At 72.2% G+C, this 26,263-nt stretch carries 23 protein-coding genes; 11 read left to right on the forward strand and 12 right to left on the reverse strand.

Annotated elements, in window-relative coordinates:
* The first annotated feature begins 114 nt into the window (after nt 1-114).
* The 6 genes from ABT123_RS00115 to ABT123_RS00140 all read left to right on the forward strand — a co-directional run bounded on the left by ABT123_RS00115 (nt 115) and on the right by ABT123_RS00140 (nt 6,231).
* Nucleotides 115-891: an MHYT domain-containing protein gene (locus tag ABT123_RS00115; RefSeq protein ID WP_351307290.1), complete on the forward strand. Its 777-nt coding sequence runs from the start codon at nt 115-117 to the stop codon at nt 889-891.
* A 241-nt stretch (nt 892-1,132) separates the two neighbouring features.
* The gene (locus ABT123_RS00120) at nt 1,133-3,892 is read left to right on the forward strand and encodes a sensor histidine kinase (RefSeq protein WP_351307293.1); all 2,760 of its coding nucleotides are present in this window, start codon (nt 1,133-1,135) and stop codon (nt 3,890-3,892) included.
* The gene (locus ABT123_RS00125) at nt 3,889-4,332 is read left to right on the forward strand and encodes a roadblock/LC7 domain-containing protein (RefSeq protein WP_351307296.1); all 444 of its coding nucleotides are present in this window, start codon (nt 3,889-3,891) and stop codon (nt 4,330-4,332) included. Before ABT123_RS00120 ends, ABT123_RS00125 begins: the two co-directional genes overlap by 4 nt.
* Nucleotides 4,333-4,346: 14 nt before the next feature.
* Nucleotides 4,347-4,724, forward strand: coding sequence for a DUF742 domain-containing protein (locus tag ABT123_RS00130; protein WP_351307299.1), 378 nt, complete (start codon nt 4,347-4,349; stop codon nt 4,722-4,724).
* A complete protein-coding gene (locus ABT123_RS00135; protein ID WP_351307302.1) occupies nt 4,724-5,365 on the forward strand; it encodes a GTP-binding protein in 642 nt (213 codons plus the stop codon). The genes ABT123_RS00130 and ABT123_RS00135 overlap by 1 nt, the downstream gene beginning before the upstream one ends.
* A 26-nt stretch (nt 5,366-5,391) precedes the next feature.
* Nucleotides 5,392-6,231, forward strand: coding sequence for a hypothetical protein (locus ABT123_RS00140; RefSeq protein WP_351307305.1), 840 nt, complete (start codon nt 5,392-5,394; stop codon nt 6,229-6,231).
* On the opposite strand, the gene ABT123_RS00145 is transcribed toward ABT123_RS00140, so the two are convergent.
* Nucleotides 6,208-6,645 carry a PPOX class F420-dependent oxidoreductase gene (locus ABT123_RS00145; protein WP_351307307.1) on the reverse strand — a complete coding sequence of 146 codons (438 nt, stop codon included), beginning with the start codon at nt 6,643-6,645 and terminating at the stop codon, nt 6,208-6,210. The two genes, ABT123_RS00140 and ABT123_RS00145, sit on opposite strands and share 24 nt — an antisense overlap.
* A gap of 94 nt (nt 6,646-6,739) precedes the next feature.
* Between ABT123_RS00145 and ABT123_RS00150 the strand changes: the two genes are divergently transcribed.
* Nucleotides 6,740-7,138, forward strand: coding sequence for a roadblock/LC7 domain-containing protein (locus ABT123_RS00150; RefSeq protein WP_150211228.1), 399 nt, complete (start codon nt 6,740-6,742; stop codon nt 7,136-7,138).
* A 29-nt stretch (nt 7,139-7,167) separates the two neighbouring features.
* Here ABT123_RS00150 and ABT123_RS00155 read toward each other — a convergent pair whose 3' ends face one another.
* A complete protein-coding gene (locus ABT123_RS00155) occupies nt 7,168-8,145 on the reverse strand; it encodes a threo-3-hydroxy-L-aspartate ammonia-lyase (RefSeq protein WP_351307310.1) in 978 nt (325 codons plus the stop codon).
* 127 nt (nt 8,146-8,272) lie between these two features.
* Here ABT123_RS00155 and ABT123_RS00160 point away from each other — a divergent pair, with 127 nt between their 5' ends.
* The gene (locus tag ABT123_RS00160; protein WP_351307313.1) at nt 8,273-9,046 is read left to right on the forward strand and encodes a DUF6397 family protein; all 774 of its coding nucleotides are present in this window, start codon (nt 8,273-8,275) and stop codon (nt 9,044-9,046) included.
* Here ABT123_RS00160 and ABT123_RS00165 read toward each other — a convergent pair.
* Genes ABT123_RS00165 through ABT123_RS00175 form a run of 3 tightly spaced genes read right to left on the reverse strand, consistent with a single transcriptional unit; the run spans nt 9,010 to nt 12,935 of the window.
* Complete coding sequence (locus tag ABT123_RS00165) at nt 9,010-9,408, reverse strand: YchJ family protein (protein ID WP_351307316.1); 399 nt, start codon at nt 9,406-9,408, stop codon at nt 9,010-9,012. The genes ABT123_RS00160 and ABT123_RS00165 overlap by 37 nt on opposite strands.
* Nucleotides 9,409-9,415: 7 nt before the next feature.
* On the reverse strand, nt 9,416-10,297 hold the full coding sequence (locus ABT123_RS00170) for an acyl-CoA thioesterase (RefSeq protein WP_351307319.1): 882 nt from the start codon (nt 10,295-10,297) through the stop codon (nt 9,416-9,418).
* A 43-nt stretch (nt 10,298-10,340) separates the two neighbouring features.
* Nucleotides 10,341-12,935 (reverse strand): DEAD/DEAH box helicase, encoded by a 2,595-nt coding sequence (locus ABT123_RS00175; RefSeq protein WP_351307322.1) that lies wholly within the window; start codon nt 12,933-12,935, stop codon nt 10,341-10,343.
* 31 nt (nt 12,936-12,966) lie between these two features.
* On the opposite strand from ABT123_RS00175, the gene ABT123_RS00180 reads away from it, so the two are divergent.
* Nucleotides 12,967-13,758 carry a metal-dependent hydrolase gene (locus ABT123_RS00180; RefSeq protein ID WP_351307325.1) on the forward strand — a complete coding sequence of 264 codons (792 nt, stop codon included), beginning with the start codon at nt 12,967-12,969 and terminating at the stop codon, nt 13,756-13,758.
* A 73-nt stretch (nt 13,759-13,831) separates the two neighbouring features.
* Here ABT123_RS00180 and ABT123_RS00185 read toward each other — a convergent pair whose 3' ends face one another.
* The 4 genes from ABT123_RS00185 to ABT123_RS00200 all read right to left on the reverse strand — a co-directional run bounded on the left by ABT123_RS00185 (nt 13,832) and on the right by ABT123_RS00200 (nt 21,025).
* Nucleotides 13,832-15,613, reverse strand: coding sequence for an ABC transporter ATP-binding protein (locus ABT123_RS00185; protein WP_351307328.1), 1,782 nt, complete (start codon nt 15,611-15,613; stop codon nt 13,832-13,834).
* On the reverse strand, nt 15,610-17,418 hold the full coding sequence (locus ABT123_RS00190) for an ABC transporter transmembrane domain-containing protein (RefSeq protein WP_351307331.1): 1,809 nt from the start codon (nt 17,416-17,418) through the stop codon (nt 15,610-15,612). The genes ABT123_RS00185 and ABT123_RS00190 overlap by 4 nt, the downstream gene beginning before the upstream one ends.
* A gap of 114 nt (nt 17,419-17,532) precedes the next feature.
* Entirely contained in the window at nt 17,533-20,487 is a 2,955-nt protein-coding gene (locus tag ABT123_RS00195) for an FAD-binding and (Fe-S)-binding domain-containing protein (RefSeq protein WP_351307334.1), read from the reverse strand.
* Between the two features lie 28 nt (nt 20,488-20,515).
* A complete protein-coding gene (locus tag ABT123_RS00200; protein WP_351307337.1) occupies nt 20,516-21,025 on the reverse strand; it encodes a MarR family winged helix-turn-helix transcriptional regulator in 510 nt (169 codons plus the stop codon).
* Nucleotides 21,026-21,120: 95 nt separating this feature from the next.
* On the opposite strand from ABT123_RS00200, the gene ABT123_RS00205 reads away from it, so the two are divergent.
* Both ABT123_RS00205 and mltG read left to right on the forward strand, forming a co-directional pair.
* Nucleotides 21,121-22,971 carry an ABC transporter ATP-binding protein gene (locus tag ABT123_RS00205; RefSeq protein ID WP_351307340.1) on the forward strand — a complete coding sequence of 617 codons (1,851 nt, stop codon included), beginning with the start codon at nt 21,121-21,123 and terminating at the stop codon, nt 22,969-22,971.
* Nucleotides 22,972-23,026: 55 nt separating this feature from the next.
* Complete coding sequence (gene mltG / locus ABT123_RS00210) at nt 23,027-23,863, forward strand: endolytic transglycosylase MltG (protein WP_351307343.1); 837 nt, start codon at nt 23,027-23,029, stop codon at nt 23,861-23,863.
* 34 nt (nt 23,864-23,897) lie between these two features.
* Here the strand turns inward: mltG and ABT123_RS00215 are convergent, their stop codons facing one another.
* The 3 genes from ABT123_RS00215 to ABT123_RS00225 all read right to left on the reverse strand — a co-directional run bounded on the left by ABT123_RS00215 (nt 23,898) and on the right by ABT123_RS00225 (nt 26,243).
* Nucleotides 23,898-24,968, reverse strand: a complete 1,071-nt coding sequence (locus tag ABT123_RS00215) for an FAD-dependent oxidoreductase (protein ID WP_502970821.1) — start codon at nt 24,966-24,968, stop codon at nt 23,898-23,900.
* Between the two features lie 72 nt (nt 24,969-25,040).
* Nucleotides 25,041-25,718, reverse strand: a complete 678-nt coding sequence (locus ABT123_RS00220) for an HAD family hydrolase (protein ID WP_351307349.1) — start codon at nt 25,716-25,718, stop codon at nt 25,041-25,043.
* A gap of 45 nt (nt 25,719-25,763) precedes the next feature.
* Nucleotides 25,764-26,243, reverse strand: a complete 480-nt coding sequence (locus ABT123_RS00225) for an Lrp/AsnC family transcriptional regulator (RefSeq protein ID WP_351307352.1) — start codon at nt 26,241-26,243, stop codon at nt 25,764-25,766.
* Nucleotides 26,244-26,263: the final 20 nt, after the last annotated feature.

The following is a 26,263-nucleotide window of genomic DNA, read 5'->3' on the forward strand; positions in this document are numbered from 1 at the left end:
GAGACACCCGGTGTGATCGAACGCGAACGTATCTCTGTCATATCCCAGCAGTTCCAGCAGCTTTCGAAATGCGCCCCTTGTTCGTGACCTCACCCGGACTAGCGTCCGTTGGCCATGGGACACCTGGACCACGCAGCCTATGGCTGGCTGACACCCGCCCTCTCCTACGTGATGGCATCGATCGGCGCCGCCCTCGGGCTGCGCTGCACCGTCCGCGCGCTCGCCGCCACCGGACGCTCCCGCCGCAACTGGCTGATCACCGCGGCCTCCGCCATCGGCACCGGCATCTGGACCATGCACTTCGTGGCCATGCTCGGCTTCAGCGTCACCGGCACCCGGATCCACTACAACGTGCCGCTGACCATCCTCAGTCTGCTCGTCGCCATGACCGTGGTCGGCGCCGGAGTCTTCGCCGTCGGGTATGGCAAGGACCGCGGCCGGGCACTGGTCCTCGGCGGCCTCACCACCGGCCTCGGCGTGGCCAGCATGCACTACCTGGGCATGGCCGCCCTCCGCCTGCACGGCCGGATCTCCTACGACCCGCTCACCGTCGGCATCTCCGTCGCCATCGCGGTCGTCGCCGCCACCGCAGCCCTCTGGGCCGCGCTCAACATCAAGTCCCCGCTGGCCGTCGCCGTCGCCTCCCTGGTCATGGGAGCCGCCGTGAGCAGCATGCACTACACCGGCATGATGGCCGTCGCCGTCACCGTCGCACCCTCCGACGCGGCCCTGCCCGGCGCCACCGCCATGCAGTTCATCTTCCCCCTCGCCGTCGGCCTGGGCTCCTACCTCTTCATCACCTCCGCCTTCGTCGCCCTCTCCCCGACCGCCGACGAACGCGCCGCCTCCGCCCAAGCCCGCCGCCTGGGCGAACGCGCCACCGCTCACTAGGGGGTGTCCGGCGGACCACGGCCCGCCCGGCCCGCCCGGCCCGCCCGGCACCGCGGCTCGCCGCGTTGTCGTCGGTCGCCGACGTTCCCCAGCCACCTCCCCAGACTCCGTCCGGGGCCGGGGCACCCCACGGAGGTGCCCCCGCCGCGTGGGACCTCCCCCGGCCTTCGGCGGCGGCCCCCCACCCACCTGTCACCTTCGTCGCCCCTCCCGCAGAATCCGCACCCGGAACGAGGAACCCATGCGCACACCCCGCAGGAGACCGGCCGACCCGGTGCCCCGGCCGCCCGCTCCCCCGGCCCGCGGCCGACGGGCCCACGCCGGGCCGCCCGCCGAGGAACACGCCCCCGCGTACGCCCCCGAACGTGCCGCCGAAGCGCAGCCCGGGGGACGCCAGGCTGCGGGGTGGCCGGCCGCCGCAGGCCCGGCGCCATCCGCAGCCGAGGCCGCAGCCGCCGCGATCGGGGCCGGGGCCATGGCCGGGGCCGTGCCGCCCGGCCGCCCCGACGGCCGGGCAGCGGGCCTCCGCACCGCCCGCGGCCCCGCGCTCGCCCGCCTCCGCACCGTCCGCGCGAAGATCGTCGCGCTGCTGATGGTCCCCGTGGTCTCCCTCCTCGCCCTCTGGGCCTTCGCCACCGTCAGCACCGCCCAGGACATCGCCCGGCTCAGCCGGATCCAGAGCATCGACGCGGAAATCCGCACCCCCCTCGGCCGCGCCGTCGCCGAACTCCAGGCGGAACGCCGCGCAGCCGTCCGGCTCCTGGCCGACCCCGGCACGGGACCCGCCGCCACCTTCGAACAGCAGGGCCGCAGCACCGACACCGCCGTCCGACGGCTGCGCCTCGGCACCGGCCACACCGTCGCCGACGCCGGCGACTACCCGGCCGAAACCGCCACCCGGCTGCGCGCCTTCGTGGAGGCCGCCGAAGCCCTCGGCTCCACCCGCACCGACATCGGCGCCCGCCGGGCCACCCCCGTCGCGGCCTACGAGACGTACACCCAGGTCATCGAAGCCGCGCTCACCGCCGACGGCGCCCTCACCGGCATCCCCGGCGCGGACCTCGGCGCCGACGGCCGCGTGCTCCTCGAGTTCGCCCGGGCCGGCGAGCTCCTGGCCCGGGAGGACGCCCTCCTCGCCACCCCCGGCCAGCGCACCGCCGAAACGCTTCGCCACCTCACCGGCACCGTCGAAACCCGCCGCACCCTCACCGAAACCGCCGCCCGCGACCTGCCCGCCGCCGAAGCCGAGGCTTGGCGGAGCACCCTGGCCGGTTCCTCCTACGCCGACCTCACCGCCGCCGAGGACCGCGTGCTCGCCGCCGGTACCGGACGCGAGGCCCAGGGCGCCCCCACCGGCTGGGAACCGGCCTACACCGCCGTCGCCCAAGCGATGGCCGACCTCGAAACCGCCGCCCGCAACCACGCCGCCGACCGCGCCGACCCGTTCACCGAAGGCGCCCTCGGCCCGGCCGGAGCCGCCGTCCTGCTGGGCCTCGCCGCCGTCGCCGCCTCCCTCGTCATCTCCGTCCGGATCGGCCGGGCCCTGGTCATCGAGCTCGTGTCGCTGCGCAACGGTGCCCTGGAGATCGCCCACCGCAAACTCCCGCACGCCATGGAACGCCTCCGGGCCGGGGAGGACATCGACGTCCTCGCCGAGACCCCGGCCCCGGCCCCCGCCGAGGACGAGATCGCCCAGGTCGGCGAGGCGCTCTCCACCGTGCACCGGGCCGCCCTCTCCGCCGCCGTCGAACGCGCCGAACTCGCCAGCGGAATCTCCGGGGTCTTCGTCAACCTCGCCCGCCGCAGCCAGGTCCTCGTGCACCGCCAGCTCACCCTGCTCGACTCCATGGAGCGCCGCGCCGACGACCCCGGTGAACTCGGCGACCTCTTCCGGCTCGACCACCTCACCACCCGCATGCGCCGCCACGCGGAAAGCCTGATCATCCTGTCCGGGGCCGCCCCCGGCCGCGCCTGGCGGATGCCGGTCCCGCTCACCACCGTCGTCCGCGCCGCCGTCTCCGAGATCGAGGACTACCCGCGCGTCGAGGTCAGCCGGCTCGCCGAGGCGGCCGTCGTCGGCGGTGCCGTCGCCGACCTCACCCACCTGTTCGCCGAACTCATCGAGAACGCCACCCAGTTCTCCCCGCCCCACACCAAAGTCCGGGTCAGCGGCGAGCCGGTGGGCACCGGATACGTCCTCGAAGTGGAGGACCGCGGACTGGGCATGGGCCGCGACACCCTCGCCGAAGCCAACCGCCGCATCGAACAGTCCGAGGCGCTCGACCTCTTCGACAGCGACCGGCTCGGCCTGTTCGTGGTCAGCCGCCTCGCCGCCCGCCACGGCATCCGGGTCCACCTGCGCACCTCGCCGTACGGTGGCACCACCGCCGTGGTGCTGCTGCCCAACTCTCTGCTCCAGGCGGCGCTCCCGGCGGGCCGTACCGAGCCGCAAACCGCTGCCCCGAGGCCGGAACCGGAACCGGAGCCAGCGCCGGCCGCCGTGTCCGGCGTACCGGAATCCGTACGCCGGTCCGTTCCTGCCACGCCGCAGCCCCGCGCGATACGGGAACCCGTACGCGGCGCCGGCCCGCCCCGGCCCCGACCGGAACCGGCCCCGGCCCCGAAGGCGGAACCCGAACCGGCAGCAGACCGGGCCCCGGAGCCGGCGCCCGTACCCCGGCCCGCCCCGGTGACCACCCTCCGGCTGCGCGGCCCCGCCGGCCCGGCCTCCTCCCGTACCGGATCCACCGCAAAGACCACCACCCCCCTCGCCGAGGTCACCGAACTGCCCCGGCGGGTCCGGCAGGCCAGCCTCGTCCCCCAGCTGCGCGAGGCCCCCGACCGGTCCGCCGCCCCGGCCGGCCCCCGCACCCCGCAGGACCCGCCCGGCCGCAGCCCCGAAGAGGTCCGCGACCGGATGACGGCCTACCGGGCGGGCTGGACCCGCGGCACCGAGGACGCCACGACGCACGCACACAGCAGCGAAGGAGAAAAGCCGTGATCGAACACCGCAGAATCGACCTCGACGGCGCCCGCCGCGGGGGCGAACTGGACTGGCTGCTGGACGACCTGGTGCACCGGGTCCGCGAGGTCCGGCACGCCGTCGTCCTGTCCACCGACGGTCTGGCCGTCGGATCCTCCAGCGCGCTCAGCCGCGAGGACGCCGAACACCTGGCCGCCGTGGCCTCCGGATTCCACAGTCTCGCCAAGGGCGCCGGCCGGCACTTCCACGTCGGCGGCGTCCGCCAGACCATGGTCGAGATGGACGAGGGCTTCCTCTTCGTCGCTGCGGCCGGCGACGGCTCCTGCCTCGCCGTGCTCAGCTCGGCCGCGGCCGATATCGGGCTGATCGCCTACGAGATGGCGCGCCTGGTCAAACGGGTCGGCGAGCACCTGTACACCCCGCCGCGGTTTGCGGCGCACCCCCCGACCGCGGGCTGAGGACGGACCGGAACATGAACGGCCAGTGGTACGACGCCGACGCGGGCCCGCTCGTCCGTCCGTACGCCATGACCGGCGGGCGCACCAAACCCGGACCCCACGGGGTCCGGTTCGACCTGATCGCACTGGTCGCCGTCGACCCCGCCGGCACCGGCTCCGACGAGTCGCTGCTCGGCCCCGAACACCGGGCCCTGCTCGGCCTGTGCCGCGCCGAAACGCAGTCGGTCGCCGAACTCGCCGCCGACGCCGACCTGCCCGTCGGCGTCGTCCGGGTGCTGCTCGGCGACCTGCTCGAAGCGGGTCACGTCCGGGTCAGCCGCCCCGTACCGCCCGCCCAGCTGCCGGACGAGCGGATTCTCCGTGAAGTCATCGAGGGATTGCGAGCGCTGTGATGGGACCCCAACACCCTGAATCCTCCGTACCCCCAGAGACCACCGACGACGAACTGGCCGCCCTCGCCCTGAAGATCCTGGTGGCCGGAGGCTTCGGCGTCGGCAAGACCACCCTCGTCGGAGCGGTCAGCGAGATCAGGCCGCTGCGCACCGAGGAGCTGCTCAGCGAGGCGGGCGAACTGGTCGACGACACCGGCGGCGTGGACCAGAAGACCACCACGACCGTCGCCATGGACTTCGGCCGCATCACCATCCGCTCCGGCCTGTCCCTCTACCTGTTCGGCACCCCGGGCCAGGACCGCTTCTGGTTCCTCTGGGACGAACTCTCCCAGGGCGCCCTGGGAGCGGTGGTCCTCGCCGACACCCGCCGACTGGAGGACTGCTTCCCGGCGGTCGACTACTTCGAACACCGGCGCATCCCCTTCGTGGTCGCCGTCAACTGCTTCCCCGGGGCCCGCGGCTACGGCGCCCACGAGGTGTCCCGAGCACTCGACCTCGAGCAGGGCACCCCGGTGGTCCTGTGCGACGCCCGCGACAAGGACTCCGGCAAGGAGGTGCTGATCCGCCTGGTCGAATACGCAGGCCGCGTCCACACGGCCCGCCTCCTCGACTCGGTCTCCCCACAAACCGACCCGGCCTAGGGGGTGTCTGGCCGTAGCCTTCGGTCATGGACCACGTCATCCTCTTCCTTGCGGTGCTGCCCGTCACGGTGGCCGTGTACGGGGTGCTGGGCACCCTGCACATGCGGCGCCTGCGCAGCCGGCGCCGGATCGAAGCGGTCCTCGAGGCCGGGGGAGTCGACCCGTACTACGCGGCGGGCGAGACCGGCAAGGATGCGCCGGCCGCGGCGGCCGAGTTGCTGCTCGCCGGGCTGCTGGAGATCGACAACCACTACGTGCTCCGCCTCACGGAAGCAGGCGCGGACCGGGTCCCCGGACACCCGGTGCCCGCCGCCCTGCTGGAGGCCGTACGGCGGCGGCATCCCAAGCCCGTCCCGCTCGGCCGGATCGTGCAGCGCGACGCACAATACGCGGAGCGAATACGCGCCTTCCGGGCGGAGCAGGAGGCGCAGCTGCCGCCCCGGCCCGACGCTCGCGGCGGTTCGGGCTGTCTCGGCTGCCTGGGCGTGCTGTTGATCGGCGTCTTGATCGCCTTCATGGCTTTCACGGCGCTGGCCCTCGTGAGCGAGGCGCCCCGGGGCGCCTCCGAATGGGTGGCCGCGACGGGCACCGCCTTCGCGCTCGCCCTGATCGGAGCCGCGCAGACGGTCTGGGAGCGACTGCCGTTCCCGTCGGAGCCAGACCCCCTGGGCGCGTACTGCCGAGGGCAACAGCACCCCGCGCTCACCGCCCTGGACGAGCGGCGGAGCCGACGCCTGAACCGGAGCCTGTTCCTGGGCCGCCGCCCGCTCGTCCGGCCGGCTCCGGGCCGGCCGAAGCGGCCGTGGCCGGCCCGCCTGCGCAGCCGCCTCCGCCGGCGCCGCCTAATCGGCAACCCCCGACTCTGAGATCACCTTCTCGATACGGACCCGGACCAGCAGTTCCCCCGGCACCGCATTGCGGCGGCCGACCGCCTCCGCCCGCTCCGTGCCCATGTACCGGCCGGCGATCCGGCTCGCCCACCGCAGCATCCCCTCCGGGTCGGCGTCGTACTCGCCGACCTCGGCCCGCCCCTGCAGCACGACGTACGAGAACGGCGGCCGGTCGTCGTCCACGCACAGGGCGACCCGGCCGTCCCGGATCAGATTGCGGCCCTTCACCGTCTCCTTCCCCGTGGTGAACAGGAAGGAATCACCGTCCAGGACGAACCACACCGGCGCGGTGTGCGGGCTGCCGTCCGCCCGGACCGTCGCCAGCTTGCCGGTGCGCGTGGAGTGCGAGACGAACCCCCGCCATTCCTCTTCAGTCATCTTCTTCGCCATGAGGACATCCTCCTTGCCGGAAAGCCCCTGGTGGGGAAGGCTTGCGGAACGACGACGCGGGGCGGGAACACCGCGTGAAGGGGGAGGGACTCAAATGGCACTGGACAAGCAGCTTGACTGGCTGCTGGACGATCTGACGCGCAGGGTCCAGCAGGTCCGGCACGCGGTGGTGCTCTCCAACGACGGGCTGGTCACCGGCGCGAGCGCCGGCCTGGCCCGGGAGGACGCGGAGCACCTGGCCGCCGTATCGGCCGGCCTGCAGAGCCTGGCGAAGGGCTCCGGGCGGCACTTCCGGGCCGGTGAAGTCCGGCAGACCATGGTCGAATACGACGAGGGCGTGCTCTTCGTCATGGGCGCCGGCGCCGGCAGCTGCCTCTGCGTCCTCAGCGCTGCCGAATCCGACATCGGCCAGGTCGCGTACGAGATGACACTGCTGGTGAACCGGGTGGGGGAACACCTGGGAGTGGCGGAGCGGCGCACCACCGGAGGCTGAGGGAGGCGCAAGGGGCGGTCAGGGGCGGCTCAGGGTGCGGCCGGGGCGGCGAGGAGTTCGGCGAACCGGGCCGGATCGATGTTGCCGCCGCTGACCAGGACGCCGACGCGCCGGCCGCGCAGCGCCTCCGCATGGGTGCGCAGCGCGGCCAGGCCCAGGCAGCCGGTGGGTTCCACGATCAGCTTCATGTACGTGGCGAACATCCTCATGGCGTCGACCAGTCCGGCGTCGTCGGCCGTGACGACTTCCGGCGCGGCGGCCCGCAGGATCCTGAAGTTCAGTTCACCGATGTGGGTGACCTGGGCGCCGTCCGCGATGGTGTGCGGCGTGGGGATGCGCACGATCCGGCCTTCGCGCAGTGACTGCTGGGCGTCGTTGCCGGCCTCCGGCTCCACTCCGAACAGCCGGCAGCCGGGGGCCAGCGCGCCCGCCGCGAGCACGGTGCCGGAGAGCAGCCCCCCGCCGCCCAGCGGTACGAACAGTGCGTCCAGCGGACCCGTTTCCTCGAAGAGCTCCATGGCCGCCGTGCCCTGCCCGGCCACCACATCGGGATGGTCGTACGGCGGCACCAGGGTGAGGCCGTGCCGCTCCACCAGGGCTGCGCCGATGGCCTCCCGGTCCTCGCCGTAGCGGTCGTACGTCACCACCCGGCCGCCGTACCCCTCGGTGGCGGCCACCTTCACGGCCGGGGCGTCCCGAGGCATGACGATCGTCGCCGGAATGCCGAGGATGCGGGCGGAGAGTGCGACCGCCTGCGCATGGTTGCCGGAGGAGTAGGCGACCACGCCCGCGCGGCGCTGTTCCGGAGTGAACCGCGAGAGGGCGTTGAAGGCCCCGCGGAACTTGAATGCGCCCATGCGCTGCAGGTTCTCGCACTTGAACAGCACCTGGACGCCGAGCTGTTGGTCGATCAGCCGGGACCGCAGGACCGGTGTGCGGTGCGCCTGGCCGGAGATCCGGGCGGCGGCGTCGGAGACGTCCTCGAAGGTGGGCAGGGGGCTCGTCATGAGCGCCAGGATAGGCAGCCCCGTGGAGTCGCCGGAGTTGTCCACAGGGCTCGCGGGGTGTTGTCGCAGCGGGTTACGTTCTTCACGCAGAGTAATCGATGTGGGGTGCGGCAAGGGGAGGACCGGCATGCAGACGAGTGCGGACACCATGATGGGCGGCGCCCGGGCGGCGGGGGAACTGGGTTTGCGGCGCGGCGAGTTCGCCTGGGCCGTACAGCTCGGAATCGTCCGGGCCGGACCGCCCGGGCCGGCCGGGACCAACCGGTTCACCCGGAAGGAACTCGACCGGATCAGGGCGGGCCAGGGATTCCCGGAGGCTCTGCGGGAACAGATCAGGACGCTCACGGCAGCCGGCGCGGCGGAGCTGCTCGCCGTCAGCCCCGGCCGGTTCACCCGGCTCGCCCGCTGCGGCCATGTGACTCCGGTCGGCTATCGGATCAACCGGTACCGGGCCGTGGTGTGGCTCTACCTCGCCGACGACCTCAAGGAGTTCGCCGCCCGCCGCCCCGACCTGCTGCGCGGTGCCGCCCCCGACGAGGACCGGGAGCGGCTGGCCGCCCGGGAGGACCAGAGGCCGCGCCGGTGGCGTGGCCGGCACGTCGGGCTGTTGCTGAGACGAACCGCGGATCCCTGGGAGCGCGCGGCGGTGCTCGCCTCCGTCCTCCCCGGCGAGCAGCTGGACGAAGCCGTGCCCGATCCGGCGGAGCGGACCCGGCTCGCCGGGCTCGCGCCGCCACCGCCGCATGGCCATCCGCACCACCCGGCCGCTGTTGCCGTGGCCCAGCGGCTGCTGCGCGCGGAGCAGGAGGAAGAGATCCTCTGGTACCGGACCAGCCTCGACTTCGCCCTCACCGGGGCGCGCGCTCAGTCGAAGACGACGGGGGAGAGGGGGCCGACATAGACCCAGGCGCCGCCCTCCCGGACGAAGCTGCTGTGCTCGTGCAGCGAACCGGCGTGCCGGCCCTCCCGGTAGTGCGCCCGGAACTCCACCGCGCCCTCCGTCTCGAACATCCCGCCGCGCTCGGTTCCCAGAATCTCCAGCCGCTCCCACCGCTGCCCCGGATCCAGATCCAGCACGGCCGGGCGGGTGGAGGAATGCCAGGACCGCAGCAGATAGGCGGTGTCCCCGACGGCGAACGCGCTGAACCGGGAACGCATCAACAGCTCCGCGGTGGGCGCCTGCTGGGCCCCGGAATGGAAACGGCCGCAGCAGTCCGGGTAGGCGGCGGGCAGCCCACAGGGGCAGGGGAGTGGGGTGGGCACGGCGGAATCAGCCCTTCAGGGAAGCGTACGGACGGAACAGGCCCTCCTGCACCACGGACACCAGCAGCCGGCCCTCGAGGTCGTAGATCCGGCCGCGGGCCAGGCCACGGCCGCCATGGGCGACGGGCGACTCCTGGTCGTACAGGAACCACTCGTCCGCCCGGAAGGGCCGGTGGAACCACATGGCGTGGTCGAGGCTGGCCATGTCGAACCCGCGGACCCCCCACAGCGGTTCCACGGGGATGCGCACGGCATCGAGGAGGGTCATGTCACTGGCGTAGGTGAGGGCGCAGGTGTGCACCAGCGGGTCGTCGCCCAGCGGGCCGACCGCGCGCATCCACACCGCGCTGCGCGGATCGGCGTCCTTGAGCTGCTCGGGCGTCCAGCGCAGGCGGTCCACATAGCGGATGTCGAACGGCTGGCGGCGCGCCATCCGCTCCAGTGCCTCGGGCAGCGCGCCCAGGTGCTCGCGGATCTCGTCCGCGACCTTGGGCAGCGTGTCCGGGTGCGGGAAGTCCAGACGAGGAGGCAGCTGGTGCTCGATGCTGCCCTCCTCCGGCTGATGGAAGGAGGCGGTGAGATTGAAGATCGTACGGCCCTGCTGGACCGCGGTGACCCGGCGCGTGGTGAAGGAACGCCCGTCCCGGACCCGCTCCACCTGGTACACGATGGGCACCCCGGGGATGCCCGGGCGCAGGAAGTACGCGTGCAGCGAGTGCACCGGCCGGTCGCCCTCGGTGGTGCGGCCGGCCGCCACCAGAGCCTGGCCGGCCACCTGGCCGCCGAACACCCGCTGGAGCGACTCCTGCGGGCTGAGGCCACGGAAGATGTTGACCTCGATCTGCTCCAGGTCGAGCAGATCGACGAGTCTCTCGGCGGGGTTCGTCATCAGAGCTTCTCCACTGCTGTCGGTTGCGGCGGTCCCGGGGCGGTCAGAGCTGGCCGACCGAGGTGACCCGGACCACCGCCCGGCCCTCCTCGTCGGAGGCCGCGAGATCGACCTCGGCGCTGATGCCCCAGTCATGATCCCCGTTCGGGTCGGCGAAGGTCTGCCGAACCCGCCACAGACCGTGCGCCGGATCCTCCTCGATCATCAGCAGCTTCGGACCGCGGGCGTCCGGGCCGGTGCCCAGATCCTCGTACTCGTCCCAGTAGGCGTCCATCGCCTCGCCCCAGGCGTCGGCGTCCCAGCCGGATTCGCCGTCCAGCTCGCCCAGCTCCTCGACGTGGTCCAGCGCCGCCAGCTCCACCCGCCGGAACATGGCGTTGCGGACCAGCACCCGGAAGGCGCGCGCATTCGCGGTGACCGGCTTGACCTGGTCGGCCTTCTCCTGCGCCTGCTCCGCCGTCTCGATCTCCGGGTTGGCGAGCTGCTCCCACTCGTCGAGCAGGCTGGAGTCGACCTGGCGCACCATCTCGCCCAGCCACTCGATCAGGTCCACCAGGTCCTCGGACTTGAGGTCGTCCGGGATGGTGTGGTCCAGCGCCTTGTACGCGCTCGCCAGATAGCGCAGCACGATGCCCTCGGTGCGGGCCAGCTCGTAGACGGAGGTGAACTCGGTGAAGGTCAGCGCCCGCTCGTACATGTCCCGGATGATCGACTTCGGCGAGACGGGGTGGTCGCCGACCCACGGGTGGCTCTTGCGGTACACGCCGTAGGCGTGCAGCAGGAGCTCCTCCAGCGGCTTGGGATAGGTGACCTCCTGCAGCCGCTCCATCCGCTCCTCGTACTCGATCCCGTCGGCCTTCATCGCACCGACGGCCTCGCCCCGCGCCTTGTTCTGCTGGGCGGCCAGGATCTGGCGGGGGTCATCCAGGGTGGACTCGACCACCGAGACCATGTCCAGCGCGTAGGAAGGCGATTCGGGGTCGAGCAGGTCGAAGGAGGCCAGTGCGAAGGTGGACAGCGGCTGGTTGAGGGCGAAGTCCTGCTGAAGGTCGACGGTGAGCCGGATGGTGCGGCCCTCCGCGTCCGGGGTGTCCAGCTGCTCCACCACGCCGCCGTCCAGCAGCGAGCGGTAGATGGCGATGGCCCGGCGGATGTGCCGCAGCTGGTTCTTGCGGGGCTCGTGGTTGTCCTCCAGCAGCCGGCGCATCGCCTCGAAGGCATTGCCGGGCCGCGCGATCACCGACAGCAGCATGATGTTGGTGACCTTGAACCGGGAGGTGAGCGGTTCCGGTTCGGAGCCGATGAGCTTCTCGAAGGTGGTGTCGGACCAGGCGACGAAACCCTCGGGGGCCTTCTTGCGGACCACCTTGCGGCGCTTCTTCGGGTCGTCGCCCGCCTTCGCGAGCGCCTTCTCGTTCTCGATCACATGCTCCGGCGCCTGCGCCACCACGAAGCCCGCCGTGTCGAAGCCCGCCCGCCCGGCCCGGCCGGCGATCTGGTGGAACTCGCGGGCCCGCAGCGTCCGCACCCGGGTGCCGTCGTACTTGGTGAGCGCCGTGAACAGCACGGTGCGGATGGGGACGTTGACACCGACCCCCAGGGTGTCGGTGCCGCAGATCACCTTCAGCAGACCGGCCTGAGCCAGCCTCTCCACCAGCCGCCGGTACTTGGGCAGCATGCCCGCGTGGTGCACGCCGATCCCGTGCCGCACATAGCGGGAAAGGTTCTTGCCGAACTTGGTGGTGAAGCGGAAATTGCCGATCAGCTCGGCGATCCGGTCCTTCTCCTCGCGCGAGCACATGTTGATGCTCATCAGCGACTGGGCCCGCTCCACCGCCTGGGCCTGGGTGAAGTGCACGATGTAGACCGGGGCCTGCTTGGTCTGCAGCAGCTCGGTCAGGGTGTCGGTGATCGGGGTGGTGACGTACTCGTAGGACAGCGGGACCGGCCGGGTCGCCGAGCGGACCACCGAGGTGGGCCGGCCGGTGCGCCGGGTCAGGTCCGCCTCGAACCGGGACACGTCGCCGAGGGTCGCCGACATCAGGACGAACTGGGCCTGCGGGAGCTCCAGCAGCGGAATCTGCCAGGCCCAGCCCCGGTCCGGCTCCGCATAGAAGTGGAACTCGTCCATCACGACCTGGCCGATATCGGCGTACTTGCCATCGCGCAGCGCGATGGAGGCCAGCACCTCGGCGGTGCAGCAGATCACCGGGGCATCCGCGTTGACCGAGGCGTCACCGGTCAGCATGCCGACGTTCTCGGTCCCGAAGAGCTTGCACAGGTCGAAGAACTTCTCCGACACCAGCGCCTTGATCGGCGCGGTATAGAAGGTGACCTTGTCCTGGGCCAGCGCGGTGAAGTGCGCCCCCGCCGCCACCAGGCTCTTTCCGGAGCCCGTCGGAGTGGAAAGGATCACATTCGCGCCGGAGACCACCTCGATCAGCGCCTCCTCCTGAGCCGGGTACAGGGCGATGCCCTGGCCCTCCGCCCACGAGGAGAAAGCCTCGAAGAGGGCATCGGGGTCGGCATTCGGCGGAAGCTGATCAATGAGGGTCACGCCCCCATCTTGCCTGGCTTCCGCCCCGAAGAGGGAACCGGCGGCCGAATGAAGATCACCGCCGGTACGCTGGGCCGTCATCGATCAACCACAGACTGGGGCGGGAACGAGCATGATGGGTCCGGCGCACTCACTGTCCGGGGCGGCAGCCTGGCTGGGGGTGGGAGCGGCGACCGCAGCCGCGGGACACCCGATGCCATGGCCGGTCCTGGTCGTCGGCGCACTCATCTGCGCCGGCGCGGCCCTCGCACCGGACCTCGACCACAAGTCCGCGACCATCTCGCGCGCCTTCGGACCGCTCTCCCGCGGGCTCTGCGAGGTCGTGGACAAGATCTCCTACAACGTCTACAAGGCCACCCGCTCGCCGCGCGACGCCCGGCGCTCCGGCGGCCACCGCACGCTGACCCACACCTGGCTCTGGGCCGTCCTCATCGGTGCCGGCGCCTCGATACTGGCGATCACCACCGACCGCTGGGGAGTCCTCGCCCTGCTCTTCGTCCACCTGGTGCTGGCCGTCGAGGGACTGCTGTGGCGGGCCGCCCGGATGTCCAGCGACATCCTGGTGTGGCTGCTCGGCGCCACCAGTGCGTGGATACTCGCCGGAGTCCTGGACCAGCCCGGCAACGGCTCGGACTGGCTGTTCTCCGGCCCCGGCCAGGAATACCTCTGGCTGGGACTGCCGATCATGCTCGGTGCCCTGGTCCACGACATCGGGGACGCCCTGACCGTCTCCGGATGCCCGATCCTGTGGCCCCTCCCGATAGCCGGCAAGCGCTGGTACCCCATCGGCCCGCCCAAGGGAATGCGCTTCCGGGCCGGCAGCTGGGTCGAGCTCAAGGTCCTCATGCCGGTGTTCATGCTGCTCGGCGGAGTGGGCGGCGCCTCCGCCCTCGGATTCCTCTAGGCCCACACCGTAGGAACGCGAAGGGCCCGCACCCCTGTCGGGGTACGGGCCCACCGAGGCGGAGCCGGACGGCTCAGCCGTGCCAGGACCGCCACAGCGCCGCGTACGCGCCGTCCGCCGCGACGAGTTCGTCATGGCTGCCCAGCTCGCTGATCCGGCCGTTCTCGACCACCGCGATCACATCGGCATCGTGCGCGGTGTGCAGCCGGTGCGCGATCGCGATCACCGTCCGCCCGTCCAGCACCCTGGCCAGCGACCGCTCCAGATGGCGGGCCGCCCGCGGGTCCAGCAGCGAGGTGGCCTCGTCCAGGACCAGCGTGTGCGGATCGGCCAGCACCAGCCGGGCCAGCGCGATCTGCTGGGCCTGCGCCGGAGTCAGGGCCGTACTCCCCGAGCCCACCTCGGTGTCCAGGCCCTCCTCCAGCGCCCGGGCCCAGCCGTCGGCGTCCACCGCGCCCAGGGCCGCCCACAGTTCGGCGTCCTCGGCACCCGTCCGGGCCAGCCGCAGATTGTCCCGCAGGGTGCCCACGAACACATGGTGTTCCTGGTTCACCAGGGCCACGTGCTCGCGGACCCGCTCCGCCGGCATCTCCGACAGCCGCGCCCCGCCCAGGGTGACCTCGCCCGCCCGTGGCGCGTAGATGCCCGCCAGCAGCCGGCCCAGCGTGGACTTGCCCGCGCCCGACGGTCCGACCAGCGCCATCCGGGTCCCCGGCGGCACCGACATCGACACGCGGTGCAGGACGTCCACACCCTCCCGGTAGCCGAACCGGACCTCTGCCGCCCGGACATCCCGGCCGCCCGGGACCACCGCGGGGTCACCCGCGTCCGGCTCGATGTCCCGGACGCCCACCAGCCGGGCCAATGAGACCTGCGCGATCTGCAGTTCGTCGTACCAGCGCAGGATGATGCCGATCGGGTCGACCATCATCTGCGCCAGCAGGGCGCCCGTGGTCAGCTGACCCACCGACATCCAGCCCTGGAGCACGCACCAGCCGCCGATCAGCAGCACCGACCCCAGGATCGTCACATAGGTGACGTTGATGACCGGGAACAGCACCGACCGCAGGAACAACGTGTAGCGCTCCCAGGCCGTCCACTCCTTGATCCGCTGCTCGGACAGGGCGATCCGGCGCCGGCCGAGCCGGTGCGCCTCCACCGTGCGGCCGGCGTCCACCGTCTCGGTGAGCGCCGCCGCGACCGCCGCGTACCCGGCCGCCTCCGAGCGGTACGCCGACGGCGCCCGCTTGAAGTACCAGCGACAGCCGAACACCAGCACAGGCAGCGCCACCAGCGCGGCCAGTGCCAGCGGCGGCGCGGTCACCGTGAGCGCCCCGAAGAGCAGCCCGGCCCATACCACACCGATGGCCAGCTGGGGCACCGCCTCACGCATCGCGTTGGCCAGCCGGTCGATGTCGGTGGTGATCCGCGACAGCAGATCGCCGGTACCGGCCCGCTCCAGCACGCCCGGCGGCAGCCCCACCGACCGCACCAGGAAGTCCTCCCGCAGGTCGGCCAGCATCTCCTCGCCGAGCATGGCCCCGCGCAGCCGGACCATCCGGACGAACAGCGTCTGCACGACGAGCGCCAGCGCGAACAGCAGCCCCACACGCCCCAGATTCAGATCGCGCGCCCCCGACGCGAGATCGTCCACCACCCCGCCCAGCAGGTACGGGCCGACCATGGAAGCCACCACCGCGATCGCATTGACCGCCACCAGCAGGACGAACGCCCGCCGGTGCCGGCGCAGCAGGCCGCCCACGTAGCCGCGTACCGTCGCCGCCGTCCCCACCGGGAGGGTGGCGGAGGTCTCCGGGGCCGCCGGATCGTATTCCGGCGCTGCCACGCCGATCATGCCGACTCCTCGATCTCTGTGAGTGCATCCTCGAGTTGGGCCAGTCGCTGTTCCTCGTCGGTCTCCCGGGTGACCACGGCCCGGTAGCGAGGTTCGTCGCGCAGCAGCTCGCGGTGCGTGCCGACCGCCGCGACCGTGCCGTCGTGGACCAGTACCACCCGGTCCGCGCGGTCCAGCAGCAGCGGTGAGGAGGCCAGGACCACGGTGGTCCGGCCGGCCCGCAGGCCGGCGATCCCCTCGGCGATCCGCGCCTCCGTGTGCGAGTCGACCGCCGAGGTCGGCTCGTCCAGCACCAGTACCTCCGGGTCGGTGACCAGCGAACGCGCCAGTGCCAGCCGCTGCCGCTGCCCGCCGGACAGCGACCGCCCGCGCTCGGTGATCCGGGCGTCCATCGGGTCGGTGACCCCGTCCGGCGCGGACTGGAGCAGGGCGTCCAGCACGTCCCCGCACTGGGCCGCGGCCAGCGCCGACCGGGCCTCGACCGTCCGGGAGGCTGGTACGTCGAGCAGCTCGCGCAGGGTTCCGGACAGCAGCACCGGGTCCTTGTCCTGGACCAGCACCAGGGTGCGCGCGGTGTCCAGGGCGAGGTCGTCCAGCGCCACCCCGCCGAGCAGCACCGAAGGCCGGTCCGCCGGCTCCTCGTCCTCGGCGGGGTGCCCGCCGAGCCGCTCGGCGAGCCGGCCCGCGAGGTCCGGGTCCCCGCACACCACGGCGGTGAACAGGCCGGCCGGAGCCAGCAGTCCGGTCTGCGGGTCGTACAGGTCCCCGCCGGGCTGCGGGGCCTCGGCCTGCTCGGCCGGGCCGCCCTCCGTCCGGACCAGCGAGAGCACCCGGGCGGCCCGTTTCGCCGACGGACGGGAGAAGGAGTACGCCATGGCGATCTCCTCGAAGTGCCGGAGCGGGTACATCATCGTGGCCACCGCGCTGAACACCGCGACCAGTTCACCCACCGCGATCCGACCGTCCAGCACCAGCGTGGCGCCGTACCAGGCCACCGTGATCAGCAGAATGCCGGGCAGCAGTACCTGGATCGCCGAGATCAGCGCCCACATGCGGGCGCTGCGGACGGCGGCCCGGCGTACCTCCTGGGAGGCCTCGCGGTAGCGGCTGAGAAAGAGTTCCTCGCCGCCGATACCGCGCAGCACCCGCAGACCGGCCACGGTGTCCGAGGCCAGTTCGGTGGCCCGGCCCGCCTTCTCGCGCTGGATGTCGGCCCGTTTGGTGGCGAGCGGCAGCAGCGGCAGGACCGCAAGGGCCAGGGCGGGCACCCCGATGGCCACGACCACACCGAGCGCAGGTGCGTAGAGCAGCAGCCCGACGCAGATCACCACGACGGCGAAGGCGGCGGCGAGGAAACGGGACACCGCCTCCACGAACCAGCCGATCTTCTCCACGTCACCGGTGGACACGGCGACCACCTCGCCGGCGGCCACCCGCCGGGTCAGGGCGGAGCCCAGTTCGGCGGTCTTGCGGGCGAGCAGCTGCTGCACCCGGGCGGCGGCGGTGATCCAGTTGGTCACGGCGGTCCGGTGGAGCATGGTGTCGCCCAGCGCGATGCCGATGCCGATCAGCACGAGCAGGGCGCCCACCAGGAGCAGCCGGGTGCCGTCGCGGTGTACGACGGCCTCCACGCCCATGCCGACGGCGAACGGGAGCCCGGCGATGCCGCAGAAGTGCAGCAGCCCCCAGCACAGACACCTGACCTGGCCGCCGAGTTGGTTGCGCCCGAGCCAGAGCAGGAAGCGGGGGCCTGAACGAGCATCCGGGACCCCGGGGTCCGGATGCGGAAGATCGCTGATCTGCATGACGCCCCATGGCTCGGTGAGTGGTTCAAACCGTGCAAGGTTCGCCTTCCGGGGTGCCGTCAGGCAATCGATTTTCCGTACGGCAAGGGGCATACCGGCCAGTTTCGGCACGGTTCAGGGGCGGGTCGCGCGCTCCAGTTCCAGCAGGACGGAGTGGTACGAGCGGCCGGTGGCCCGGTCCATGCCCACTTCGCACATCCGGTTGGCCGACAGGTGCGCGTCGAACTCCCGGGCCGTGACCTCGGCTGCCTCCCGGGCGGTCGCCGAGGCGGTCAGTTCCGGGTGCAGCATGCCCCGGTCGCCTGCGAAAGCGCAGCAGCCCAGGTCGTCCGGGACCACCACCTCATCGGCACAGGCCTCGGCAACGGCCCGGAGCCCGCCCTCGTCCCCCAGATGGCGCATCGAACAGGTGGGGTGCAGGACCGCCGAACCCACCGTGCGAAGAATGTCCAGATCGGGCAGCAGTTCCTCGGCGGCCCACACCACCGAGTCGACGACGGTGAGTTCGGCGTGCAGGGCGCGGTTGTCCTCGGTCAGGTACGGGACGACCTCTTGGGCGATGCCGAGGGTGCAGGAGGAGGCGTCGACCACCAGCGGCAGCCGTCCGCCGGCCGTCCAGCCCCAGGCCGCCTCCACGATCCGGTTGGCCATCACCCGGGTGCCGGCCTCGTAGCCCTTGGAGTGCCAGATGGTCGCACAGCAGGTGCCCGCCACGTCCCGGGGGATCCACACGGGCTTTCCGGCCCGCGCCGAGACCGCGACCACCGCCTCGGGGAGGGACGGCCGGGACCGCCGGTCCGGCCCCTGCCGTCCGTCCGGCCCGCCGAAGATGCGGTTGATGCAGGCCGGGTAGTAGACCGCCGCGGCACCCGCCCGCCGGGTCGCGGGAAGCCCGGGGGCAGCCGCGCCCGGGATCTGCGGCAGCCACTCGGGCACCAGATCGGGGCGGACGGCCTTGCGCGCGGCCCCGGTCACGGCCCGCAGCGGCCCGTCCCCGATCCGGCCGCTGATCCGGTCCGCGGCGGCGACCGCCAGCCATGCCGCCTTCTCGACAGTGGCGAAGTGCCGGGCGGTGAACTCCGCCGCCCGCTCCTCGCGGGCGCTGTGCCGATGGTGCCGGAACTCCTTCATCAGTGCGCCCGTATCGATGCCGACCGGGCAGGCCAGCCGGCAGGTGGAGTCGCCGGCGCAGGTGTCCACCGCGTCGTACCCGTAGGCGGCCAGCAGCCCGTCCAGCACCGGGGAGCCCGGCGGCTGCCGCATCATCTCCCGGCGCAGGACGATCCGCTGGCGCGGAGTGGTGGTCAGGTCCTTGCTGGGGCAGGTGGGTTCGCAGAACCCGCACTCGATGCAGGGGTCGCCGATCGCCTCCACCCGCGGGATGGTCTTCAGCCCGCGCAGATGCGCCTGCGGGTCGCGGTCGAGCACGATCCGCGGGGCCAGCACCCCGTCCGGGTCGATGATCTTCTTGGTGCGCCACATCAGTTCGGTGGCTCGCGGACCCCATTCCAGTTCGAGGAAGGGGGCGATGTTGCGGCCGGTGGCGTGCTCGGCCTTCAGCGAGCCGTCGAAGCGTTCCACGGTGAGCCGGCAGAAGGCGTCCATGAAGGCCGCGTACCGCTCCACGTCGGCCGGCCGGGCGGCGTCGAAGGCCAGCAGGAAGTGCAGGTTGCCATGGGCGGCGTGGCCGGCGACCGCGGCGTCGAACCCGTGCTCGGCCTGCAGCGCGAGCAGGGCCTCACAGGCCTCCGCGAGCCGGGCGGGCGGTACCGCGAAGTCCTCGGTGATCAGGGTGGTGCCGGGGGCGCGGGCGCCGCCGACGGCGGCGACGAAGGCCCTGCGGGCCTTCCAGTACCCGGCGATGGTGTGCGGGTCCCGGGTGAAGGCATTGGTGACCGAGGGAACCGGGGCGACCAGGGGCAGGCCCGCCACGATCGCGCCGGCGGTCTGCTCACAGGCCGCCAGGGCGGCTTCGTCGGGGACCCGGAACTCCACCAGCAGGGCGGTGGTGTCCTTGGGCAGGTCCGCCCAGTCGGCCGGAACGCCCTCGACGGCCACCGAGGCGCGCAGGGTGTTGCCGTCCATCAGTTCCACGGCAAGCGCACCGGCTTCGTTGAACTGCGGGACGGCGGCGGCTGCCAGCGGCAGGGAGGGGAAGAACAGCAGCGCGGAGCAGACCTCGCGGTCCAGCGGCAGGGTGTCGAAGACGAGCTCGGCGAGGAAGCCGAAGGTGCCCTCCGAGCCGACCATGAGTCCGCGCAGGATCTCGACCGGTGTGTTCCCGTCCAGATAGGCGTCCAGCCGGTACCCGTTGGTGTTCTTGATCTCGTACTTGGCGCGGATCCGGGCGACCAGTGCGGGATCGGACTCGATCTCGGCCTTCACCGCGAGGAGACCGTGGCACAGGGCCGGTTCGGCGCGTGCGAGCTCCTCGTCGGCCAGCGGGTCGGCGGTGTCCACCACGGTGCCGCCGGGCAGCACGAAGGTGAGGGAGGACAGGGTGCGGTACGAGTTCCGGGTGGTCCCCGCGGTCATGCCGGAGGCGTTGTTGGCGACCACCCCGCCGAGGGTGCAGGCGAGGGCGCTGGCCGGGTCGGGCCCCAGCACCCGGCCGTGCCGGGCGAGCGCGGCATTGGCCCGTACGACGGTGGTGCCGGGCCGGATCCGGGCCCGGCGGCCGTCCTCCAGCACCTCGATGCCCGCCCAGTGCCGGCGTACGTCGACCAGGATGTCCTCGCCCTGGGCCTGCCCGTTGAGCGAGGTGCCGGCCGCACGGAACACCACCTCGCGCTGTCTGCCGTGCGCGTACGAGAGGACGGCGGAGATGTCGTCGATGTCCTCGGCGATCACCACCACCTGGGGTACGAAGCGGTAGGGCGAGGCGTCCGAGGCGTAGCGCACCAGGTCGGAGACCTTCCACAGCACCTTCTCGGCGCCGAGCAGGTCGGTCAGTTCGGTGCGCAGCACCTCGGGGGTGCCGGCGGCCCGGTGTTCGGGCAGCCGGTCGGGGGAGGGGCCGCCGAGGGTGCGCGGACGCAGAGCTTCCGGTTTTGGCTCCAGCAGCGGCATTGCATGCCCCCTCGGCTCGGCGCTCCGCTCAGCAGCTGCGCTCCGCCGGGACGTCGGCCAGAGCGTTCAGCAGGCCGCCGAGCACCTCGCGCTGATCGGCGGTCAATGGAGCCAGGATCTCCTCTGCCGCGTCGGTTCGCGCGTTGCGCAGCCGGCGCAGCGTGGCGCGCCCGGTGTCGGTGAGCTCGATCCGGATCACCCGCCGGTTGGCGGGGTCGGGTACCCGGCGCACGCAGCCGGCCGCCTCCAGGCCGTCGACCAGCGTGGTCACCTGGCGCGGGACCACTTCCAGCCGGGCCGCGATATCGGCCATCCGGGGCGCCTGCCCCCGCTCGTCGTGGGCGACCACGCGCAGCAGGCGGCTCTGGGCGGGAGTGATGCCGATCGGCTCGATGTGCCGCTTCTGGATGCGGTGGAGCCGGCGGGTCAGACGGAGCAACTGCTCGGCGAGGAGACGGTCGGCGTCGGCGCTCTCCGGGCCTGCGCTCTCTGGGCCTGCGCTCTCTGCGTCTGCGCTCTTTGGGGCGGTGCTGCTCATGCCGGGAACCTTATCAGGATCCCGTTCATTGTGAGTATAGGTAACAATGAACTATGCTCCAATGGACACAGCGACCGAGAATCCCGAGGGAGCCCATGCGCCCGGAAGAACCGAACTGGACCCCGTCCAAACGCCCGCTCGATCCCAGCCGTCCCGCCCCGTCCGAGCAGCCGCGCGAGCTCCGGCGCATCGTGCGCCTGTTCAGTCCCTATCGGGGGCGGCTCGCCGTCGTCGGCCTGCTCGTCGGAGCCTCCTCCCTGGTCGGCGTCGCCTCGCCGTTCCTGCTGAAGGAGATCCTCGACACCGCGATCCCCGAAGGCCGCACCGGACTCCTCAGCCTGCTCGCCCTCGGAATGATCCTCACCGCGGTGGTCACCAGCGTGTTCGGCGTGCTGCAGACCCTGATCTCCACCACCGTGGGCCAGCGGGTCATGCACGACCTGCGCACCGCCGTCTATGCGCAGCTGCAGCGGATGCCCCTGGCCTTCTTCACCCGGACCCGCACCGGCGAGGTGCAGTCCCGGATCGCCAATGACATCGGCGGCATGCAGGCCACCGTCACCTCCACCGCCACCTCGCTGGTCTCCAACCTGACCGCGGTGATCGCCTCCGTGGTCGCGATGCTCGCGCTCGACTGGCGGCTCACCCTCGTCTCCCTGTTGCTGCTGCCGGTGTTCGTCTGGATCAGCCGCCGGGTCGGCCGCGAGCGCAAGAGGATCACCACCCAGCGGCAGAAACAGATGGCTGCGATGGCCGCCACGGTCACCGAGTCCCTCTCGGTCAGCGGCATCCTGCTGGGCCGCACCATGGGGCGGGCCGACTCCCTCACCCGGTCCTTCGCCGAGGAGTCCGAGAAGCTCGTCGGCCTGGAAGTGCGCTCCAGCATGGCTGGACGCTGGCGGATGTCGACCATCGGCATCGTGATGGCCGCCATGCCCGCCCTCATCTACTGGGCGGCCGGCCTGGCCCTGCAGTCGGGTGCGCCCTCCCTCTCGGTCGGCACCCTGGTCGCCTTCGTCACCCTCCAGCAGGGTCTGTTCCGGCCGGCGGTGAGCCTGCTGTCGACCGGTGTGCAGATCCAGACCTCGCTCGCGTTGTTCGCCCGCATCTTCGAATACCTCGACCTGCCGGTGGAGATCACCGAGCGCGAGGACCCGGTGCGACTCGACCGGGCCAAGGGCGAGGTCCGCCTCGAAGGGGTCGACTTCGCGTACGACGCTGGGCAGCCGGATGCGCGCCACACCCTGTCCGGCCTCGACATCACCGTCCCGGCCGGTACCTCCCTCGCGGTGGTCGGCCCGACCGGCTCCGGCAAGAGCACCCTGAGCTATCTGGTGCCCCGGCTGTACGACGTCACGGACGGGCGGGTCACCCTCGACGGGGTCGACGTCCGGGACCTCGACTTCGACTCGCTCGCCCGCTCCATCGGAGTGGTCTCCCAGGAGACGTACCTCTTCCACGCCTCGGTCGCCGACAATCTGCGGTTCGCCAAACCGGACGCCACCGACGAGGAGATCGCCGAGGCCGCCCGGGCGGCCCAGATCCACGACCACATCGCCTCCCTGCCCGATGGGTACGACACCCTGGTCGGTGAGCGCGGGTACCGGTTCTCCGGAGGCGAGAAGCAGCGCCTGGCCATCGCCCGGACCATCCTCCGCGACCCGCCGGTGCTGATACTCGACGAGGCCACCAGCGCCCTGGACACCCGCACCGAACATGCCGTTCAGCAGGCCATCGACGCCCTCTCGGCGGGCCGCACCACCATCACCATCGCCCACCGCCTCTCCACCGTCCGCGATGCCGACCAGATCGTCGTCCTGGACGCCGGCCGGATCGCGGAGCGCGGCACGCACGAGGAACTGCTGGATGCCGGCGGACGGTACGCGGCCCTGGTCCGGCGGGACGCCCGGTCGGCCCCGTCACCCCATGAGCGTGTGATCGTATGACTGGCACGCGGCTCGGATGCCGGGAATATGGCGCTTCGCAGGTTAGCGTGCCCATATGTCCTACGAGTACCGGCCGAAGAAAGGCCGGACCCGCCTTACCCGCCGCGGCCGGCTGGCGATCTTCCTCGGCCTGCTCCTCGCGACCGGAGTGGCGGTCCTGGTTCCGCTGCTGCTGCCCGACGAGAAACCGGAGCAGCCGCGCCGGTTGCTGATCCCCGAAGGCTGGCGGGCCTCCCAGGTGTACGCGGCGATCGACCGCGAACTCAAGGTGCCGCCGGGCACCGCCAAATCAGCCGCGCGCACGGCGGGGCTGGCCCTTCCGCAGGAGGCGAAGGGCAACCCGGAGGGGTACCTCTTCCCGGCCACCTATCCCGTCACCTCCGAGACCACCCCGGCCGAACTGCTGGCGTACATGGTGCAGACAGCGGGCCGGAACCTGGCCACCAAGGCCGTCGCCGACGGAGCCAGGGCGCACGGCATGACCCCCTACCAGACGGCAACCCTCGCCAGCATCGTCCAGGCGGAGGCCGAATCCACCGCCGACATGGGCAAGGTCTCCCGGGTGGTACACAACCGGCTGGCCCGGTCCATGCCGTTGCAGATGGACTCCACCCTCAACTACGCGTTGAACCGCAGCACTGTGGACACCACCCTGGCCGACACCCGGATCGACAGCCCCTTCAACACCTACGAGCGGCAGGGCCTCCCGCCCACCCCCATCGACAGCCCCGGCCTGCACGCCATGGCCGCCGCCGTTGCGCCCACCCCGGGGAAGTGGCTGTTCTTCGTCACCGTCAAGCCGGGCGACACCCGCTTCTCGGCGACCTACGAAGAACACAAGCGCCATGTCGCCGAGTTCAACCGGTTCCGCGCGCAGAACCGCAGGACGTAGAGGCGGCCGGCTCGCCGGCCGGACCGGATCGGCCTCACCCGGCCGCCACCGCCGCCACGGCCGGCTCCCGGGTCAGCAGTCGGCGGATCTCGCGGACCGCCGCGCCCCCGGCGCGGTTCGCGCCGATGGTGCTCGCCGAGGGTCCGTATCCGACCAGGTGGACCCGCGGATCGCGGACCGCGCGGGTGCCCTCCACCCGGATTCCGCCGCCCGGCTCGCGCAGCCGGAGCGGGGCCAGGTGGTCGATCGCGGCCCGGAAGCCGGTGGCCCAAAGGATCACGTCGGCCGCGACCGTGGACCCGTCCGCCCAGGCCACCCCGTCCGGGGTGATCCGGTCGAACATGGGCCGCCGGTCCAGCACCCCGGACTCCAGCCCGGCCCGGACCGCCTCGTTGAGCGGCAGCCCGGTCACGCTCACCACGCTCTGCGGCGGCAGCCCCTGCCGGACCCGGTCCTCCACCAGCGCCACCGCCGCCCGCCCCTCGGCCTCGCCGAAGGAGCCGTCCCGGAACACCGGCGGCCGGCGCGTCACCCAGGTGGTCTCCGCCGCCACCCCGGCGATCTCCAGCAGATGCTGCACCCCCGAGGTGCCGCCGCCCACCACGACCACCCGGGCTCCGGCGAAGGCCCCCGGACCGGGATAGCCCGAGGTGTGCAGCTGGCGTCCATGGAAGGTTTCCTGACCCGGATAGCGGGGCCAGAAGGGCCGGTCCCAGGTCCCGGTGGCGTTGATCAGGGCCCGCGCGGACCAGGTGCCGGCCGAGGACTCGACCAGCAGCCGGTCCCCGTCGCCCGCGCGCACCGCGCTCACATCCACCGGCCGCCGGACCGCCAGCCCGAAGGTCCGCTCGTACCGGTCGAAGTACTCCCCGATCACCTCGGCGGAGGGCCGCAGCGGATCGGCCCCGGTCAGTTCCAGCCCTGGCAGGGCATGCATCCCATGCACCCTGCCGTAGGTCAGCGTGGGCCACCGGAACTGCCAGGCCCCGCCCGGCCGCGGAGCATGGTCCAGCACCACGAAGTCCAGCCCCGCCCGCTTCAGGTGATACGCGCTGGACAGACCGGCCTGTCCGGCGCCGATGACCACCACGTCCGCATCCCGCACCAATTCGTTCACGGTTCTACTAACTCGGGCGGGTCCCCGGATCTTCCCGGGCCCGGGCGGGCCTACCGGTGCCTACTCGGCGCGCCGTCCGGTCACATACGTGTACGCCGCCTCCGCGCTGAACTCCTGCTGCCCGGCGCGGAACAGCAGCCCGGCCGTCGCGAACGCCGGATCGTCGGCCGTGGCGGCGACATAGGGGAGGGCCACGCAGTCCATGCCGGCCGCATGGGCGGCCAGGGCCCCCGGGGCGGCGTCCTCCAGTACCACGCAGGTGGCGGGTGCCACCCCCAGCCGGCGGGCCGCCTCCAGGAACACGTCCGGGGCGGGCTTGCCGTGCGGGACCTCCTCGGCCGAGACCGTCGTGGTCAGCAGGGTGTCCAGGCCGGTGCCGGCCAGGACCGCGTCGATCGCCTCCCGTGAGGAGCCGGAGGCCACCGCCATCGGCACTCCCTCCGCATGCAGCCGCTCCACGAACTTCCGCATCTCCGGGTAGGCCTCGGTCTCGGTGCGGGCCAGTTCCAGATAGGCCGCGTTCTGCTCGGCCAGCAGCTGTTCCACCGGCGCCGGGATCCCGTACCGCTCGCGCAGGATCTCCAGCGTCTCCAGGGTCCCGATCCCGATGAAGGCGGAGTGCTGTTCCCAGGTGAAGTCCGGGACGCCGTGGCGCTCCAGGGTGCGCCGTCCGGACTCGTAGTAGTGGGGCTCGCTGTCCACGAGAGTGCCGTCGAGATCGAATATGACGGAGATCATCCGCTGCGCCCGTTCTGCCGGTTGTATACCTTCCCGGCCATCCTGTCAGGAAATGCGGGCAGCCCGTCCCACCGACTCCACCAGCGGCAGCAGCCGGTGCGGCACCCGCTCGCGCAGCGCCACCTCGGTCCGGGTGCGGACCACGCCGGGCAGCCGGATCAGCCGCTGGATGACGTCCTCCAGATGTGCGTTGTCCCGGGCTGCCACCCGGGTCAGCAGATCCCCGCCGCCCGTGATCGAGAAGGCCTCGATGATCTCCGGTACGGCCGCCAGTGCCTCCCCGACCTCGTCCAGGTGGCCCTGGGTCACCTCGATGTGCACGAAGGCCAGCACCGGATGGCCCAGCGCGGCGGGCGAGATCACCGGCCCGGTCCCGGTGATCACCCCGGTCCGCTCCAGCCGGTCCAGCCGGGCCTGGAGGGTCCCGCGCGCGATGCCCAGCAGCCGGGCGTACTCGCGCACACTGGTGCGCGGCTGCTCGATCAGCAGCCGCAGGATGCGGGTGTCGAGCTCGTCCACCGTCATGCCCGCCATCGTACGGTCCG

It is taken from the genome of Streptomyces sp. NPDC002054 (assembly GCF_040296685.1).
Classification (GTDB): Bacteria; Actinomycetota; Actinomycetes; order Streptomycetales; family Streptomycetaceae; genus Streptomyces.

What these genes read in the sequence shown, in the direction of transcription:
- ABT123_RS00115 (WP_351307290.1), top strand. Translation starts at nt 115, where the DNA reads ATGGGACACCTGGACCACGCAGCCTATGGCTGGCTGACACCCGCCCTC.
- ABT123_RS00120 (WP_351307293.1), top strand. Translation starts at nt 1,133, where the DNA reads ATGCGCACACCCCGCAGGAGACCGGCCGACCCGGTGCCCCGGCCGCCC.
- ABT123_RS00130 (WP_351307299.1), top strand. Translation starts at nt 4,347, where the DNA reads ATGAACGGCCAGTGGTACGACGCCGACGCGGGCCCGCTCGTCCGTCCG.
- ABT123_RS00135 (WP_351307302.1), top strand. Translation starts at nt 4,724, where the DNA reads ATGGGACCCCAACACCCTGAATCCTCCGTACCCCCAGAGACCACCGAC.
- ABT123_RS00140 (WP_351307305.1), top strand. Translation starts at nt 5,392, where the DNA reads ATGGACCACGTCATCCTCTTCCTTGCGGTGCTGCCCGTCACGGTGGCC.
- ABT123_RS00145 (WP_351307307.1), bottom strand. Translation starts at nt 6,645, where the DNA reads ATGGCGAAGAAGATGACTGAAGAGGAATGGCGGGGGTTCGTCTCGCAC.
- ABT123_RS00150 (WP_150211228.1), top strand. Translation starts at nt 6,740, where the DNA reads ATGGCACTGGACAAGCAGCTTGACTGGCTGCTGGACGATCTGACGCGC.
- ABT123_RS00155 (WP_351307310.1), bottom strand. Translation starts at nt 8,145, where the DNA reads ATGACGAGCCCCCTGCCCACCTTCGAGGACGTCTCCGACGCCGCCGCC.
- ABT123_RS00160 (WP_351307313.1), top strand. Translation starts at nt 8,273, where the DNA reads ATGCAGACGAGTGCGGACACCATGATGGGCGGCGCCCGGGCGGCGGGG.
- ABT123_RS00170 (WP_351307319.1), bottom strand. Translation starts at nt 10,297, where the DNA reads ATGACGAACCCCGCCGAGAGACTCGTCGATCTGCTCGACCTGGAGCAG.
- ABT123_RS00175 (WP_351307322.1), bottom strand. Translation starts at nt 12,935, where the DNA reads ATGACGGCCCAGCGTACCGGCGGTGATCTTCATTCGGCCGCCGGTTCC.
- ABT123_RS00180 (WP_351307325.1), top strand. Translation starts at nt 12,967, where the DNA reads ATGATGGGTCCGGCGCACTCACTGTCCGGGGCGGCAGCCTGGCTGGGG.
- ABT123_RS00185 (WP_351307328.1), bottom strand. Translation starts at nt 15,613, where the DNA reads ATGATCGGCGTGGCAGCGCCGGAATACGATCCGGCGGCCCCGGAGACC.
- ABT123_RS00190 (WP_351307331.1), bottom strand. Translation starts at nt 17,418, where the DNA reads ATGCAGATCAGCGATCTTCCGCATCCGGACCCCGGGGTCCCGGATGCT.
- ABT123_RS00195 (WP_351307334.1), bottom strand. Translation starts at nt 20,487, where the DNA reads ATGCCGCTGCTGGAGCCAAAACCGGAAGCTCTGCGTCCGCGCACCCTC.
- ABT123_RS00200 (WP_351307337.1), bottom strand. Translation starts at nt 21,025, where the DNA reads ATGAGCAGCACCGCCCCAAAGAGCGCAGACGCAGAGAGCGCAGGCCCA.
- ABT123_RS00205 (WP_351307340.1), top strand. Translation starts at nt 21,121, where the DNA reads ATGCGCCCGGAAGAACCGAACTGGACCCCGTCCAAACGCCCGCTCGAT.
- mltG (WP_351307343.1), top strand. Translation starts at nt 23,027, where the DNA reads ATGTCCTACGAGTACCGGCCGAAGAAAGGCCGGACCCGCCTTACCCGC.
- ABT123_RS00220 (WP_351307349.1), bottom strand. Translation starts at nt 25,718, where the DNA reads ATGATCTCCGTCATATTCGATCTCGACGGCACTCTCGTGGACAGCGAG.
- ABT123_RS00225 (WP_351307352.1), bottom strand. Translation starts at nt 26,243, where the DNA reads ATGACGGTGGACGAGCTCGACACCCGCATCCTGCGGCTGCTGATCGAG.